Origin of the sequence: Sporosarcina soli, from assembly GCF_042655805.1 — a bacterium.
Taxonomy (GTDB): Bacteria; Bacillota; Bacilli; order Bacillales_A; family Planococcaceae; genus Sporosarcina; species Sporosarcina soli.
Window position 1 is genome coordinate 42,355 of the sequence record NZ_JBHSNO010000008.1, and the last position, 16,510, is coordinate 58,864.

14 protein-coding genes are annotated in these 16,510 nt (G+C 44.5%); 1 reads left to right on the plus strand and 13 read right to left on the minus strand.

What is annotated here, in order from left to right; translation table 11 throughout:
• Window positions 1–37: 37 nt before the first annotated feature.
• From trxA to zapA, 11 genes are all read right to left on the minus strand, one after another.
• Window positions 38–352, minus strand: coding sequence for a thioredoxin (gene trxA, locus ACFPRA_RS15535; RefSeq protein WP_239390306.1), 315 nt, complete (start codon window positions 350–352; stop codon window positions 38–40).
• 115 nt (window positions 353–467) lie between these two features.
• A complete protein-coding gene (locus tag ACFPRA_RS15540; RefSeq protein ID WP_381436581.1) occupies window positions 468–1,451 on the minus strand; it encodes an electron transfer flavoprotein subunit alpha/FixB family protein in 984 nt (327 codons plus the stop codon).
• Window positions 1,452–1,590: 139 nt separating this feature from the next.
• A complete protein-coding gene (locus ACFPRA_RS15545) occupies window positions 1,591–2,364 on the minus strand; it encodes an electron transfer flavoprotein subunit beta/FixA family protein (protein WP_381436583.1) in 774 nt (257 codons plus the stop codon).
• A 24-nt stretch (window positions 2,365–2,388) separates the two neighbouring features.
• Window positions 2,389–3,162, minus strand: coding sequence for an enoyl-CoA hydratase (locus ACFPRA_RS15550; RefSeq protein WP_381436586.1), 774 nt, complete (start codon window positions 3,160–3,162; stop codon window positions 2,389–2,391).
• Between the two features lie 15 nt (window positions 3,163–3,177).
• Window positions 3,178–3,759, minus strand: coding sequence for a TetR/AcrR family transcriptional regulator (locus ACFPRA_RS15555; RefSeq protein ID WP_381436588.1), 582 nt, complete (start codon window positions 3,757–3,759; stop codon window positions 3,178–3,180).
• Between the two features lie 95 nt (window positions 3,760–3,854).
• Window positions 3,855–5,552: a long-chain-fatty-acid--CoA ligase gene (locus ACFPRA_RS15560; protein WP_381436591.1), complete on the minus strand. Its 1,698-nt coding sequence runs from the start codon at window positions 5,550–5,552 to the stop codon at window positions 3,855–3,857.
• 283 nt (window positions 5,553–5,835) lie between these two features.
• Window positions 5,836–6,249 (minus strand): DUF350 domain-containing protein, encoded by a 414-nt coding sequence (locus tag ACFPRA_RS15565; RefSeq protein WP_381436593.1) that lies wholly within the window; start codon window positions 6,247–6,249, stop codon window positions 5,836–5,838.
• Between the two features lie 148 nt (window positions 6,250–6,397).
• Entirely contained in the window at window positions 6,398–8,755 is a 2,358-nt protein-coding gene (locus ACFPRA_RS15570) for an endonuclease MutS2 (protein WP_381436596.1), read from the minus strand.
• 16 nt (window positions 8,756–8,771) lie between these two features.
• Window positions 8,772–10,478 (minus strand): DNA polymerase/3'-5' exonuclease PolX, encoded by a 1,707-nt coding sequence (gene polX / locus ACFPRA_RS15575; RefSeq protein ID WP_381436599.1) that lies wholly within the window; start codon window positions 10,476–10,478, stop codon window positions 8,772–8,774.
• Window positions 10,479–10,566: 88 nt separating this feature from the next.
• Window positions 10,567–11,106: a CvpA family protein gene (locus ACFPRA_RS15580; protein ID WP_381436602.1), complete on the minus strand. Its 540-nt coding sequence runs from the start codon at window positions 11,104–11,106 to the stop codon at window positions 10,567–10,569.
• A 9-nt stretch (window positions 11,107–11,115) separates the two neighbouring features.
• The gene (gene zapA / locus ACFPRA_RS15585) at window positions 11,116–11,376 is read right to left on the minus strand and encodes a cell division protein ZapA (RefSeq protein WP_381436605.1); all 261 of its coding nucleotides are present in this window, start codon (window positions 11,374–11,376) and stop codon (window positions 11,116–11,118) included.
• A gap of 135 nt (window positions 11,377–11,511) precedes the next feature.
• Here zapA and rnhC point away from each other — a divergent pair, with 135 nt between their 5' ends.
• The gene (gene rnhC, locus ACFPRA_RS15590) at window positions 11,512–12,447 is read left to right on the plus strand and encodes a ribonuclease HIII (RefSeq protein ID WP_381436607.1); all 936 of its coding nucleotides are present in this window, start codon (window positions 11,512–11,514) and stop codon (window positions 12,445–12,447) included.
• Window positions 12,448–12,626: 179 nt separating this feature from the next.
• Here the strand turns inward: rnhC and pheT are convergent, their stop codons facing one another.
• Complete coding sequence (gene pheT, locus ACFPRA_RS15595) at window positions 12,627–15,038, minus strand: phenylalanine--tRNA ligase subunit beta (protein WP_381436610.1); 2,412 nt, start codon at window positions 15,036–15,038, stop codon at window positions 12,627–12,629.
• A 14-nt stretch (window positions 15,039–15,052) separates the two neighbouring features.
• On the minus strand, window positions 15,053–16,090 hold the full coding sequence (pheS, locus tag ACFPRA_RS15600; RefSeq protein ID WP_381436612.1) for a phenylalanine--tRNA ligase subunit alpha: 1,038 nt from the start codon (window positions 16,088–16,090) through the stop codon (window positions 15,053–15,055).
• Window positions 16,091–16,510: the final 420 nt, after the last annotated feature.

Consider the following 16,510-nt stretch of genomic DNA (forward strand, 5'->3'; position numbering starts at 1 on the left):
TCAAAATCTGGACACAATCACGCCGAGGCGTGATTGATTATGCGTGTTTTTCGATCAATTCAGCAAGTGCTTCTTTCGGCTTGAAACCGACCACTTTGTCAACAACTTCGCCGTCTTTGAATAGAAGAAGTGTCGGTATGGACATGATGCCGTATTTACCTGCAGTTTCTTGGTTATCGTCAACATCCACTTTGACAATATTCGCTTTGCCTTCGATATCTCCGCTAAGCTCTTCTAATACAGGAGCAATCATTTTACAAGGTCCGCACCAAGGTGCCCAAAAGTCCACTAGGACAAGTCCTTCTTTAGTATTCTCTTCAAATGTTTGATCTGTCGCATTGATAATAGCCATGTTAAAATTTCCTCCTTTGTTCACTATGTACGTAGTATAGCACGCACCCTTTACGCGAGCTAAATATATGCTTATAGCATTTTTAAACGGTGCCAGCTACTGGCACCGTTCTAAGTCAGTTCACCTTTGCTTTTTTCAATTCTTTCACTTCATCAATCAATAGTGGAAGGACTTCGAACAAGTCACCAACGATTCCATAATCGGCCACTTTAAAAATATTCGCTTCGGGATCTTTATTGATCGCCACGATCACTTTTGAGTTGGACATCCCTGCCATATGCTGAATCGCTCCAGAAATCCCGACAGCAATATACAGATCCGGTGTGACGACTTTACCCGTCTGTCCGATTTGCAATGAATAATCGCAGTAATCCGCATCACACGCTCCGCGGGAGGCACCGACTGCCCCGCCTAATAGATTCGCTAACTCCTGAAGCGGTTCAAATCCTTCTGCACTTTTCACCCCACGACCGCCAGCGACAACAACTTTCGCTTCTGACAGATCCACGCCTTCCGTCGATTTACGGACCACTTCAGAAATGATTGTACGCAAGTTTGTAATATCAACAGAAACGGACGATACATCCCCTGTGCGACCTGCGTCTTGTGAAAGCGGTGCAATATTGTTCGGACGTACTGTGATGAACAACAATCCTTCTTTATTTTCCACCTTCTCAAACGCTTTCCCCGAATAAATCGGACGAATGAATACTGCGTCATCGCCTTCCCCTTCAATTGCAGTCACATCGGAAATGAGACCCGAATCCAGTTTACTCGCAATCTTTGGAGACAAATCTTTTCCAAGAGCTGTATGTCCGAAAACGATTGCCTCCGGTTTTTCCTGCTCATAAACAGCCATGAATGCTTGGCTGAAACCATCCGATGTATATTGTTTCAAATGTGGGTGTTCAACCGTAATGACTCGGTCTGCCCCATAATGAATCAATTCTTCCCCGAGTGACTGAACTGCGTCACCACATAATACGCCGACGACTTCTCCGCCCCCGGCAATCGTTTTCGCTGCTGCAATCGCTTCGAATGAAACGTTACGCAAAGCACCTTCTCTCGCTTCCCCAAGTACTAATACTTTTTTAGACATATCGATTCCCTCCGATTCCAATTTCGATTCATTTACGTCTCTATACAGATTTCGTTTATCGAAGTCCCGTTTCTAGCAAAAAACAGCAGTCCAATTTCCGCTATATGTCAGGACTATTATTCCAACTATATTGATACCTTTAGATGACTTTCGCTTCTGTGTGAAGCAAACTGACAAGCTCTTTTACTTGGTTAGCGATTTCACCTTCCAGGACACGACCAGCCGCTTTTTGCGCCGGAAGATACACTTCGATTGTTTTTGTTTTCGCTTCCACATCGTCTTCATCCAAATCTAGATCATCCAACTCGAGCTCTTCCAACGGCTTTTTCTTCGCTTTCATAATGCCTGGAAGGGATGGATAACGCGGTTCATTTAAACCTTGTTGCGCCGTTACGAGCAATGGCAAAGACGTTTCAATTGTTTCGGAATCACCTTCAACATCACGGATGATTTTTACGGATGTACCGTCGATTTCAAGATTTGTGATCGTCGTCACATAATTGATACCCAACAGTTCTGCTACGCGAGGACCGACTTGGCCTGAGCCGCCATCGATTGCCACATTACCCGCCAAAATCAGGTCAACCTCTTTATCTTTCAAGTATTCTGCTAAAATTTTTGCAACTGTATGCTCATCCATTTCGTCAAGGTCATCTTCCGTATCAATCAATACAGCTTTATCAGCACCCATTGCCAAAGCAGTGCGGAGTTGTTTTTCCGCCTCTTCGTTACCGATTGTCAAAACGGTTACTTCCCCGCCATGTGCATCGCGTACTTGGATCGCTTCTTCAATGGCATATTCATCATACGGGTTGATGATGAACTCCGCTCCATCCTCGGCAATTTTACCGTTTGAAACTGTAATTTTTTCCTCTGTATCAAATGTACGTTTAACTAACACATAAATGTTCATATTGAGAACCTCCCTAATTTTCTATTATTTCCCCACAAATGAAGGGTCACGTTTATCAATAAACGCTTGGATTCCTTCTTTTGCATCTTCCGAATCAAATACAACACCGAATGCTTCATGTTCTGCTTTTACGCCTTCGTAATAAGTAGACGGCTTCGAATATTGGAGCATGTCCAATGTCGCTTTCACCGCAATTGGACTTTTCTTTGCGATTTTCCTCGCCAGCTCCAATGTCGCCGGTAGCAATTCTTCATCCGAATAGGAGCGATTCGCTAGCCCATAACGGACTGCTTCCTCCCCATTGATCGGTTCACTCGTCAAAAGCATCTCTGCCGCTTTCGGCATACCGACATATCTAGGCAAGCGTTGGGTACCTGCAAACCCAGGAATAAGACCTAGCTGCAATTCCGGTAATCCCAACTTTGCATTCGCAGTCACATTACGGATATGACAGGCCATTGCCAGCTCAAGGCCCCCACCAAGCGCCGCTCCATGAATAGCGGCAATGACCGGTTTAGGGAACCGTTCAAGGCGTTCAAAGACCTCTTGTCCGCTGTTCGCCAATTTGGAAAATTCTGCTCCCGACTCGATCTCAGTAAACTCTTTAATATCGGCCCCTGCCGAGAAGAATCTCCCCTCCCCATGCAACACGATCACTCTGACCGCGTCATCGTTTTCCACCTGGTCCAGAAGTGCATCGACTTCTACTATGAGTGCGCGTGAAAGCGCATTCGCAGGCGGCCGCTTGATCGTAGCAACCGCTACACCATCCCCTGTTGTTACAGATAGAAACTCCATTTCATCCCATCCTTTTTAAGCTTGTAAAGCTTTCATTATCAGTCGATGTACACCGACTGATAATTTCATTAAATCATATTTTTGGTCTTTCATCACCCATGAAGTGAGCGTTTCATCCATTGTTCCAAATACCATCTGACGTGCGAGGCGAATGTCAATGCTGTCATCAAGCGTCCCATTATCCATTCCCTCCTTCAAGATGTTATCCAGAAGGGTCAAGTATTCTTTCAATACGCCATTAATCTGCATCCGTAATTCTTTATTCGTTTGCCGCAGTTCCAGTTGGGTGACAATCGCGTAATAACGGTCTTCGTGGAGCAAGCGAAAATGATTATCGATCATTTTAAAGAGCTTCTCTGAAGTTGAGATATTTCTTTTCAATATCTCTTCCAAATCTTCTATAAAAATTGCCATTTTCTCTTTGAATACGGATATGAGGATGTCTTCTTTATTTTTAAAATATAAATAAATCGTCCCATCGGCAACGCCTGCTTCTTTTGCAATCTTTGAAACCTGCGCCTGATGATAACCGTTTTCCGCAATGACAATAATCGCTGCATCCACAATTTGCTTATATTTCGGCTTATCCCGTTTCACTTGTAATCACCACCAAAAAAGAAAATATGAATGGTTATTCATTCATATTTTCATATTAATCTATCATTTCTGTTAAGTCAAGCTTTGATAGAATGTTAGGAAGTGAGTAAATTTTGTTCTAAATTCTGTTTTTCCTCTTCCACAAGTGTGCGCCGCAATATTTTTCCGATTGCGGTTTTCGGCAATTCTTTTCGGAATTCATAAATGCGCGGAACTTTAAAAGCAGCCAATCGGTCGCGACAGTATTGGTCGAGTTCCTCCTCAGATACAGTAGCACCGTCTTTCAAGACGATAAACGCTTTAACCGTCTCACCTCGATAAGAATCCGGAACCCCTGCTACAACACATTCCTGAATCGCTTTATGCTCATATAAGACTTCTTCGATTTCTCGCGGATAAATATTAAAGCCGCCCGCAATAATCACATCTTTTTTACGATCCACAATATAGAAATAACCTTTATCATCCATATAACCGAGATCTCCCGTCAAGAACCAGCCATCTCTGAATGCTTGCTCTGTTTCTTCCGACCTGTTCCAATATCCTTTCATCACTTGTGGACCTTTTACTGCGATTTCCCCTATTTCGCCATTCGGTAATGGATCGGACGATTCCGGACCGAGAATGCAACAATCCGTATCTGGCCACGGAACGCCGATTGACCCTTTCACACGTTCTTCCGCCCAAGGGAAATTAACATGTGTCACCGGAGAAGTTTCCGTCAGGCCATAGCCTTCAACAAGCTTCCCTCCTGTCACTTTCTCGAATTTTTCTTGAATTTCAACTGGCAATGGAGCTGATCCGCTCAAACAAGCTTTTATGGAAGACAGGTCGTATTTTGCAATGTCGGGATGATTGAGTAAACCAATATAGATGGTCGGTGCTCCAGGAAATAGCGTCGGCTTCTGTTTATCGATTGCTTTCAAAGTCGTTTCCATATCGAATTTCGGGATTAACACCATCTTATTCCCTTGCATGACAGAAAACACTAGGACTGTCGTCATTCCATATACATGGAAGAAAGGTAAAACGCCCATGATCGTTTCCTCGCCCGCTTTGCATTTGTATAACCACTCATCACACATTCTTACATTTGAAATAAGATTTTTATGTGTCAACATAACTCCTTTTGGGGAGCCCGTCGTACCGCCTGTATACTGGAGCAGCGCAATATCCTCATCATAGTTGAACGCATAGTGTACTGGATGCGGCTTCGAACTGTTCATGATTTCAGTAAAAAGGTGATTCATCCCCCTATGTTCCACTTTGACGGTTACACCATGTTCTTTTTTCTGAATAAACGAGTATATAAAGTTTTTAGGAAATGGTAAATAATCTTTTAAGCCCGCTATAATGATATTCTCCAGTTCGGTCTCTTTAACGATTTTGGAAATTCGCGGAAATAAAATATCGAGCGAAATGATAGCTTTTGCGCCCGAATCCACCATTTGATAGGCGAGCTCACGTTCCGTATAAAGGGGATTTGTTTGAACAACAATTCCTCCCGCATACAATATCCCAAAATAGGCGATAGCGCTTTGCGGACAATTCGGCAGCATGATCGCTACCCGATCTCCCTTATTTATGCCGATCGATCGCAAATAATTTGCCAACTTTAACGCCGATTCATAAAACTCTTTATAAGGAATCTCTTTCCCCAGAAAATGTATAGCAATCTTGTTAGGAAATCTCGAGGCAGTCTTCGTCAAATATTCCTGAATCGGAATTTTTTCATACTGTAACGTCTTGGCAATCTCTGGCGGATACAAATCTAACCAAGGCTTCAAAGACATTCAATTGCCCCTTTCTATCTCGATTTCAGTTCTTTGAATATTCCTATAGTTTATTATAATCTCTAACGAATAGGCTTTCAAACAATAAACTGCATTAAGAGAATAAGTGAAAAATACACGGTTGAACTGCGTAGATCTCCTTTTGGCAAACCATATGAAAAAACCTTGATCGATATGCATCGATCAAGGCGTATTCGTAGTCATCCAATAAATTCCTACTGCAATAAATAAGATACAGACTATGATTAAGATTTTTGATAGTTTTTCCATTCGTCCATGTCTCCTAAGAAATACTTGCACCGATGACAAATGACAGTCCTACTGAAATGATCATCGAGATAAAACCGACAGAGCGATTATCTGACTCGATTTCTTTATCAATATTAAACTTCGGCGTTAAAAACTCAAATAAGAAATACGCAAAAATAAGCAGTAAAAATCCGTACAATCCCCATCCGATCATTTGTGGCAGTGAATTATGCTGCTCGATGGAATAGCGGAATATATTGGCGACACCAAAGATTTTACCTCCCGTTGCAAATGCGACAGAAAGGTTCCCTTTTCTGATCTCTTCCCAATTATTATATTTTGTAACAAGTTCAAAAATCACCATGGACACGATCAGACAGAGGACAACCACACTGAAGTATCCGGCCGTTTCCACCAATGGATGGCTCCAAAAACCAGTTTTCGTCATTTTTTCATACTCCTTTAACGTTCACTCAATCCTTCCTATACGGATGAAGTTGAGAAAGGTTTCAAAAAAACATCATTATTTCAAGATAATTAGAAGAAAGGAGTTTCTTTTTGGCGTTATCCTCAATTTGATCGCTATTGACTGTTGTTTATTTCAGTTCGACAACGGTGACACCATGTCCACCTTCCCCTGCTTCACCGAAGCGGAAACTCTTCACACGGGAATGATTTTTCAAATATTGTTGGATTCCTTTTCGCAAAGCCCCTGTCCCTTTCCCATGAATGATCGAAACTTGATGATAATTCGATAACAGTGCGTCATCCAGATACTTTTCTGTTCGAAGAATGGCGTCTTCGTACCGTTCTCCCCTTAGATCAAGCTCCAATTTAACATAGGAATCTCTTCCTCTAACAGATGCCGAGATGACAGGTTGCTTCTCTTTTTCAGGTTTGACATATTCTAAACCGGATTGTTCCAACTTCATTTTCAAAATACCGATTTGAACAACCCATTCCTGATCAGACACTTTTTCAATCAGTGTCCCTTTTTGACCATAGCTGAGCACTTTCACTTCATCGCCGACTTGCAAAGGTCTTGGGGCCGCTTTTGCTTTTACCACTTTTTTCTTCGCTTCCGTAGGTGCGGCGCCTTCAAGCCGTTTCCGCGCTTCAATCAATTCATGCTCTTTGACATCGGCTCCAACATTTAGTCGCATCGCACGCAAATCGGAAATAACCGCTTCCGCTTCACGCCTCGCATCTTCGACAATTTTTTTCGCTTTGTCTTTCGCTTTCGTTTCCAACTGCTCTTTCATCGCATCGTAATCAGCTATTTTAGCTTCCAATTCACGTTTCAACTGTTCTGTTTCCAATAGGATTTCATGCGTTTCTTCCGCGTCTTTTTCCGATTGTACGCGGCTTGTCTCCAGGGAAGCAATCATGGAGTCCACTTCGCCACGATCCGTTCCGGTAAAGCCTTTTGCCCGATCGATGATTCGCTCTTGAAGACCAAGCCGCTTGGAAATTTCAAATGCATTACTGCGACCCGGTACGCCAATCAATAATCGATAAGTCGGACTCAGTGTATCAATATTGAATTCAACACTTGCATTCGCGACGCCCGGACGATTATAGCCATAAGCTTTCAATTCCGGATAATGTGTTGTCGCCATCACTCGAGCACCACGTCCATGCACTTCATCGAGAATCGAGATCGCAAGTGCCGCCCCTTCCTGCGGATCCGTACCCGATCCAAGTTCGTCGAAAATCAACAAGGAACGGTCATCGTATTTCTGCAAAATGTCAACAATATTGACCATATGGGACGAAAATGTACTCAAGCTTTGCTCAATGGACTGTTCGTCGCCAATATCCGCATACACCGATTCGAAAACAGCAACTTCTGAGCCATCAAGTGCCGGGATCGGTAGCCCCGCCTGCGCCATCAATGTACAAAGCCCGACCGTTTTCAACGTCACCGTCTTTCCACCTGTGTTCGGTCCCGTAATGACAATTGTTGTAATATCCTTACCGAATTCAATCGTATTGGCAACCGCTTCGTCAATCGGGAGCAGTGGATGCCTCGCTTTTGTAAGACGAATATAGCCTTGATCATTCACTTCCGGCTTCGTACATTTTTGGGCCTTCCCGAATTTTGCCTTCGCTAGAATGATGTCGATTTCGGATAGAACAGCAACGAGGACAAACAACTCATGCGCAATTTCCTGTACCTTCGCTGAAAGCTCGAGAAGGATTTTTTCAATTTCTTCCTGTTCTTGCATTTTAAGCCGTCTAATTTCATTGTTCGCTTGGACGACTGCATCCGGTTCAATGAATAGCGTCTGGCCAGAAGAAGACATATCGTGGATAACACCGCCATAATGGGAACGATATTCTGCCTTCACTGGAATCACGTAACGATCGTTTCGAATGGTCACAATGGAATCGGACAACATTTTTGCCGCATTTTTGCCACGTGTATAACTTTCCAGTTTTTCACGCACACGCCCTTCTTGCATCCGAAGGCTTTGTCGGATTGAACGGAGGGCACCCGAAGCACTATCGACGACATGACCATTGTCGTCAATGCATGCATTGATTTCATGTTCCAAGCCCGTCAAAACCGGAATTGCCTCTTTTTTCGCAGTGAAATGAGGAATTTCGATCTCCTCATCTGTCTCAATCGCTTCGATGAATTGACGCAGGATGCGGCTCGCTCGAATCGTATTGGCAATTTCCATCAATTCAAATGCGCTGAGCATCCCACCCATTTGCGCACGTTTGGCGTGAGGTCTTACGTCACTGATTCCCCCCATCGGCACATTGCCTCGGATCCGTAAAATGGCTAAGCCTTCATCCATTTCTTCCAATAACCGGACAACTTCTTCGAAATCACTGACAGGCACTAATTTTTCAATCATTGTCCGTCCGGCAGATGATGTGCAATAACCTGCTACAATCTCCCGGATTTTATCAAACTCAAGTGTTTTTAAGACACGACTTTCCAATGTCTTACACTTCCTTTCACTTCCGTATAATGTCACGGATGAATCGTTCAAGCGGCCATGCATTGACGACCGTCTCTTTTTTCAACCATGCTTTTTGGGCGTATTTCACACCGATTTCCATATACTTTAATTGATCAATGGCATGGGCATCTGTATTGATTGCAATCCTCACACCCGCTTCCTGCGCCATGATCAAATGCTCCGTCGCAAGGTCAAGTCTATAAGGGTTTGCGTTCAACTCCAATAGTTTGCCATATTCTTTTGCCCATTGGATCAACTGTGGCACATCCGGATCATAGCCATCCCGCTGTCCGATGATTCGGCCTGTCGGATGGGCAATCATATCGACATGTGGATTTTTCATAGCTGTATGAAGCCTGTCCATAATTTGCTCCTGCGTTTGATTGAAATTCGAGTGGATGGATGCGATGACAAAATCGAGTTCACTTAACAATTCATCGTCAAAGTCGAGCGTCGCATCGGGAAGAATGTCCATTTCTGTCCCACAAAAAATTTCAATGTCCTTATATTCTTCGTTCAATGAACGGATTTCTGCTATTTGCTCGCGCACCCGATCCGGCGTTAGACCATTCGCCACTTTCAAATATTGCGTATGATCTGTGATCACCATATGGGTATAGCCTTTTGCCCGACAGGCTTCCACCATTTCACGAATCGAGTACCCGCCATCCGACCACGTCGTATGCATATGAAAGTCTGAACGAATATCTTGCAATTCAATCAGATCATCCAATTCTTCGATCCGATCGATTTCACGGCCGGTACCCCGGACGGCTGGCGGGATGAATGGTAAATCAAAATGAGCAAAAAACTGTTCTTCCGAATCGAACGTCGTGATTTGTCCGTTTTCATCCTCCACCCCGTATTCACTGATTTTCAACCCTTTTGATTTTGCTAGTTGGCGCATGCGTATATTGTGATCCTTCGATCCTGTAAAGTGATGGATAGCGGACGCAAATTGCTCATCTGTTACAAAACGGAAATCCGCGTCCATTTGATCCTCCAAATCGAGCGTGACGGAAAGTTTAGCATCACCGGCTGCAATCGTTGCAGCAAGCGGTAAGGCGGCAAGCAATTTTTCTCGTACAGTTCCCGGCTCCTCCGTGACGACGATAAAATCGACATCGCTACTTTCCTCTTCGGCTCTACGGTAACTGCCCGCCACTGAAAAACGTGTAATTTCAGGAATTGCTTGCAGCTCAGTCTCTATCAAAGAAACGACTTTTTCCACTTGCCAGATCGCGAACTTTCCTTGCCGCGAACCTAACAGCTCGATTTCTGCCAGTATATTCTGCTCCGTCTTTTTGCCAAAGCCAGGCACTTTGCTCACTTTTTCAGCGATACACGCCTCCCGTAGCGATTCAACCGAATCGATGCCGATCGCCTCGCGCAATTTGGCAATCCGTTTGCCGCCAAGCCCAGGGATTTTCAAAAGAGGAATAAGCCCTTTCGGAACTGTTTGTTCCAATTCCTTCAGCAGATCAGACTCGCCGTTTTCCAACAAATCGGTAATGACTGCACCTGTCCCTTTCCCAATCCCCTTCAATGTTAAAATATCATCCATTTCCGCTAAACTCCGCGGATCAAGTTCAAGGACATTGGCCGCTTTTCTGAATGCAGCCACCTTGAAATGATTTTCCCCTAGCAATTCCATATATAAAGCGATTTTTTCAAATGTACGGATAATCGTTTTTTTATTCACCTTTAAAATCCCTCCAAATTGTAAAGTGGAAAGCGCTTAGCATAGAGGCTCTCTTGAAAAAAGCTTCCCTCCACGAAGGGGGAAGCCATCATTTTGTATAGATGTACCACCAGTTCCGCACCATCTCCGAAAGCACCGGTGTATGCTCAAACATCGTCTTGGCAAACAAAGAACTACTTAACATGTTTTGAATGAAATCCATCGGTAACATGGCTAACAAGTAAAGGACAAGGAATATGAAAATATAAAATTCCAAAAATCCGAATAGCGCCCCAACAAGACGGGCGACAAAACCTAGGACCGGCACGTATTGCAAGAAATCGAACATAGAAGCCACAATTTGCAAACCGAATTTGACCACAAGAAAAATGAGGACAAATGCAAGCAAACGATAAAACGTCTGATCCAAATCAAGCTGTTCAACGGTCATAGTCAATTTGGAACCTGCAGTGACACCCGGATAAGGAACCCAAAGAACAAATTTCTCTGCCAATTGTTTATAATACAGATAAGCGACGATCAGTGCGATAATGAAACCTGTCATATGTATGAGTTGCACGATAAATCCGCGCTTGAATCCTGTAATAAGTCCCCCTAAAAGGAGGAAAATAATAAGTAAATCTAGCATGTCAGACCGTCAACCCTTCAACTTTTTCAATTCTTCTTCCATTTGTTCAAGTTGCTCTTTTAATTTAAGATAATCATGTACAGTATTTACAGCGGTGAGCACAGCGATTTTTGCACTGTCGAGAGAAGGGTTACGCGCACTAATTTCGCGCATTCTATCATCGACCATCGAGGCGACCAGCCGCATATGACTGCTAGTTTCGGTACCGACCATCTTATATGTCTGACCGTATATGTCAACCGCTATGCGCGTCTTTTCTTCTTCAATCAAAGACCTGACCTCCTACAATCAATTACGCCTAAAAAACTCTAGTACCCATCATACCATGAAAGTGATTTAGTTGTCATGGACCCAATATTGAATAAGATTGACCCTATCATCCCTTGAAGGAAAGGAAGTTCATAATTGAGCAATCATGTCATTGAAGTAGATGCACAAGTTTTACAAAAAGTGATGAATCACTATGCATCATCCAAAGTGGTCCGCAATGCACCTGGTGTCGTTTTTGCGGCAAAATTACCGGATACGGCGATCACTGCTTACAAATCTGGTAAAGTGTTGTTCCAAGGCGCGGGAGCCGATCGAGAAGCGGCACGTTGGGGCAAAGCGGAAATTAAATCGACATCCGTCAAACCGACATCGAAAGGGGATCGATTGCCAGATCGGTTGGCAGAACTCTCTGTCGTCGGATCAGACGAAACCGGCACCGGCGACTTCTTTGGACCAGTGACCGTTGCCGCGTGCTACGTAAGGGCCGATCAAGTGGCGCTCGTTCGTGAGCTAGGTGTGATGGATTCCAAGCTATTAACGGATGACGTGATGCGAAAGATCGCCCCAGATTTGCAAGCAACTCTGATTCATAGCGTGCTCACTTTGAAAAACGAGAAATACAACGAAGTACAGGGCCGCGGTTGGTCCCAAGGGAAAATTAAAGCATTGCTTCATAATCAGGCGCTTAAGCATGTGCTTCGGAAAATGGGTGATGAAAAGCCCGCCTATATTTTAATTGACCAATTCGCGGAGAGAGGCATTTATTATAATCATATTAAATCGCAATCCGAAATCATTCGGGAAAACGTATTATTTTCAACGAAGGCGGAAGGGTTACATGTTTCAGTTGCAGCAGCCTCCATCATTGCACGTGTTGCGTTTTTGGAAGAGATGGACCGGTTGAGTACTGTGGTAGGCATGACGCTCCCGAAAGGTGCAGGACCCAAAGTCGATGAAGTAGCCGCAAGGATTTTATTAAAAGATGGGGAAGAACAATTGAAATCGATGACCAAATGGCATTTTGCGAATGCGGGGAAAGCGAAAAATATCGCCGTTAAGAAAAAAAGGTAATAGCGTTGTCGGGTTAGCTTGGGGGTTATCGGCGCTTGCTGATTATTTATCGGCGTTCTTAGCATGTTTATCAGCGCTCCTCAGTCGGATATCGGTGTTTGTTCGTGATTTACCAGCGATTCAGGATTAAACTACCACAAAAAAAGCCGCTCACGGCACCGTGAGCGGCTTTTAATCATTTATCCTCGAAGCAGAGCCCCTGCTTGTTCGGTTAAAGCTTTCAATACTTTGTCATGCGCTTTGACGACTTCTTCGTCTGTCAATGTGCGTTCCGGATCTGTATAGGTCAAGGAGAACGCCACTGATTTCTTACCTTCCTCCACGTTAGCCCCTTCATACAAGTCAAAGAGTTTTACGTCTTTCAATAATTTCCCGCCTGCACTGCGGATGACTGTTTCAAGTGTTCCCGCAGATGTTCCGCTATCAACAACGAGGGCGATATCCCTTGAAATCGATGGGAAACGCGGAACTGGAACGTATACCAATTCATCCGTTTCGATGGATAGGATTTTTTGAAGATTCATTTCCATCACGTACGTATTTTTCAAATCACGTTTTTTCTGTTCAGTCGGATGGATTTGGCCAATCAAGCCGATCTGTTCACCGTTATACAGTATATTCGCTGTGCGGCCAGGATGCATGCCGTTAATAACAGCTTGCTCGAACGACAAACCTTCGCTAAGGCCAAGACTGTCCATAATACCTTCGACGATCCCTTTCAGCACAAAGAAATCAACCGGTTTTGTTTCGGCTTGCCAAGCATGATCGACCCATTTTCCGGTGATGACAGCTGCTACATGTTCCACTTCCTGCGGCAATCCGTCCTCTTCTTCTCCAAGGAATACCGATCCTGTTTCATAAAGGGCAACTGAATCGATACGACGTGCAACGTTGTACGTCGCCGTTTCTAGAAGATGTGGAATGATACTTTGCCGCAGTGTACTCCGGTCTTCACTCATCGGCATGAGCAATTCTGTAACAGGCGCTGTTTCAAGCGCATACTGTTGTGCATGTTCCTTCGAAGTCAATGAATACGTCAACGCTTGATACAAGCCTGCCCCTTCGAGGAAAGCTCTCACTGTACGACGCTTCGCTTGATACGAAGTCAAACCTCCTGGCTTCGACTCCGCAATCGGCAGTGTCATCGGAATATGATCGTAGCCGTACATGCGAGCAATTTCCTCGATAATATCTTCTTCTATGCGAAGATCTTGTCTACGAGTCGGCGCGTCGATAACTAGTTTGCCGTTTACCGCTTCCGTCGGGATCTGCAATCGATCCAAGATGGATAGCATTTCTTCTAGCGAAATTTTCATGCCAAGACGATTGTTGATATAATCCGGAGAAACGGTGATGCGTGCAGGTGTCTTATCAAGTTCGTCAACGATGACAGAGCCAGCCAACACCTCTCCACCTGCAATCTCGGCCATCAATTGTGCAGCACGTTCTGCAGCCGCAATGACGCGGTTCGGATCGACGCCTTTTTCGAAACGTGTACTCGCATCACTGCGCAATCCGATTTCTTTCGAAGTTTGGCGAACAGATGCCGGCGCAAAATAAGCCGATTCAATGACAACCGTCGTGGTTCCATCATGCACTTCAGAGTTCAAACCACCCATGACACCCGCAACAGCGACAGGTTCGTGCCCATTTGTGATGACTAGATTATGCGACTTCAATGTTCGTTCCGTCTCATCTAACGTCGTGATCTTTTCGCCTTCTTCAGCGAGACGGACAGCAATTTCCCCTGTTTCAAGGCGATCGTAGTCAAATGCATGAAGTGGTTGACCGTACTCCATCAAGACGTAGTTCGTAATATCGACAACGTTATTGTGAGGACGTACTCCTGCCGCCATCAGACGATTTTGAAGCCATAATGGTGATTCGGCGATTTTGACGTTTTTCACGACTTTCGCCACATACATTGGATTTTCTTCGATTGCATCGACACGTAACTTCAGCACATCTTCCGCTTTTTCAGCAGATTCTGTATATGAAATTTTCGGAAGTTCGATACCTTGGGATAAAATTGCACCTACTTCATATGCAACGCCTAGTATACTGAGCGCATCAGAACGGTTTGGCGTCAAATCAAATTCCAGTACTTGATCATCCAATCCAAGCAATGGCAATGCATTTTCCCCGGGAACCGCCGTTTCAGGCAATACATAAATTCCTTCCGCATAAGCTTTCGGAACAAGCTTTCCTTCGATAGCCAGCTCTTGGAGGGAACAGATCATACCGTTCGACTCTTCACCGCGCAGTTTTGCTTTTTTAATTTTAAAATTGCCTGGCAGCACTGCACCTGGACGTGCCACAATTACTTTTTGCCCTTCTGCAACGTTCGGGGCACCACAAATAATTTGTGTAACTTCTTCCCCAACGTCCACTTGGCAAATGCGTAACTTATCCGCTTCCGGATGCTTCACACATTCCTTTACATAGCCGACAACGACATTTGTCATGCCGTGGGAACGATCGATGATGGAATCAACTTCAATTCCGGAACGTGTAATCCTTTCCGCTAGATCTTCCGGGGCGATCCCTTCGATATTTACATAATCACTTAACCATTTTGTAGATACTAACATGTTATGTCCTCCCCTTAAGCTTCCGTCCGGTGGAATTGTGATATGAACCGCACATCATTCGTATAGAAATGACGGATATCTTCCACACCATATTTCAACATTGCGATCCGTTCAGGCCCCATACCGAAAGCGAAACCTGATACAGCAGCAGGGTCATAGCCAGCCATTTTCAGCACGTTCGGATGAACCATCCCCGCACCCAAAATTTCGATCCAGCCGGTCTTTTTACAAACATTACAGCCCGACCCACCACATTTGAAGCATGAAATATCCATTTCAACAGACGGCTCCGTAAATGGGAAGAAGCTTGGACGTAAACGGATTTCGCGTTCCTCACCAAACATTTTCTTCGCGAACGCAGAAAGGGTCCCCTTCAGATCGCTCATCCGGATATCTTCACCAATGACAAGCCCTTCGATTTGTGTAAACTGATGCGAATGCGTCGCATCATCGCTATCACGACGATACACTTTCCCTGGGCAGATGATTTTGATCGGTGCGCCGCCTTTCGCTTCCATTGTCCGCGCTTGAACAGGTGATGTGTGCGTACGGAGAAGTACCTCTTCTGATATGTAGAACGAATCTTGCATATCACGAGCTGGGTGACCTTTCGGCAAATTCAATGCTTCAAAATTGTAATAATCTTTTTCAACTTCAGGACCCTCTGCAATTTCATAACCCATACTGATGAAGAAGTCTTCGATTTCTTCGACAACGCGAGTCAGCGGGTGATGATTGCCTGTACGCGCAGGTCGTCCTGGCAATGTTACGTCAATCGCTTCTTTTGCAAGTTGCTCATTGATGGCCTGCTCTTCAAGTTTCGCCATCCGTTCTTCCAATACTTCTGTTACCGTTTCACGGATGACGTTGACGAGCGCCCCCATTTTCGGACGTTCTTCAGCAGGGAGTTTCCCCATGCCTTTGAGTAAATCCGTAATCGGCCCTTTTTTCCCTAAGTAGGCAACACGGACTTCGTTCAATGCTTTTACATCTGAGGCGGCTTCAATTTTTTCAAGCGCCTCCATTTTCAGCTGTTCCAATTGTGCTTCCATTTTAAGTCTCCTTTTCTTAAATCAAATGAGCCTTGGCGTATTTGCGCCTAGATTTTGAATTGAGCTTGAGACCTACAGGAGGTAGGTCATGCAGTCGTTGCGAATCGAACAGCGAAGGGTTCGATTTGCCTTAATTTCTGCGACCTTTGCAGAAATTAAGGCACTTTCCTTTTAGGACGTCGCGAACTTAGACTGCCTGCCTTAATTCCTTTCAAAATCTGTGGCATCCGCCGGAGGCTTTAATTTGATTCAGTGGGTTTTAAAACCCACTGAATCAAATTAAAAAAATCCCCGCCCCTAAAAAAGGGACGAGGACGAATTCGCGGTACCACCCTGATTATCATGCCAATAAACATGATCTCTCAATTTCGGAATAACGGTCCGGCGCCGGCTCACCTTTACAGTTCTCACTGGTCCTAG

Excerpts from the sequence above, each read along its gene's own strand:
- trxA (WP_239390306.1), bottom strand. The coding sequence starts at position 352 with ATGGCTATTATCAATGCGACAGATCAAACATTTGAAGAGAATACTAAA.
- ACFPRA_RS15540 (WP_381436581.1), bottom strand. The coding sequence starts at position 1,451 with ATGTCTAAAAAAGTATTAGTACTTGGGGAAGCGAGAGAAGGTGCTTTG.
- ACFPRA_RS15545 (WP_381436583.1), bottom strand. The coding sequence starts at position 2,364 with ATGAACATTTATGTGTTAGTTAAACGTACATTTGATACAGAGGAAAAA.
- ACFPRA_RS15550 (WP_381436586.1), bottom strand. The coding sequence starts at position 3,162 with ATGGAGTTTCTATCTGTAACAACAGGGGATGGTGTAGCGGTTGCTACG.
- ACFPRA_RS15560 (WP_381436591.1), bottom strand. The coding sequence starts at position 5,552 with ATGTCTTTGAAGCCTTGGTTAGATTTGTATCCGCCAGAGATTGCCAAG.
- ACFPRA_RS15565 (WP_381436593.1), bottom strand. The coding sequence starts at position 6,249 with ATGACGAAAACTGGTTTTTGGAGCCATCCATTGGTGGAAACGGCCGGA.
- ACFPRA_RS15580 (WP_381436602.1), bottom strand. The coding sequence starts at position 11,106 with ATGCTAGATTTACTTATTATTTTCCTCCTTTTAGGGGGACTTATTACA.
- pheT (WP_381436610.1), bottom strand. The coding sequence starts at position 15,038 with ATGTTAGTATCTACAAAATGGTTAAGTGATTATGTAAATATCGAAGGG.
- pheS (WP_381436612.1), bottom strand. The coding sequence starts at position 16,090 with ATGGAAGCACAATTGGAACAGCTGAAAATGGAGGCGCTTGAAAAAATT.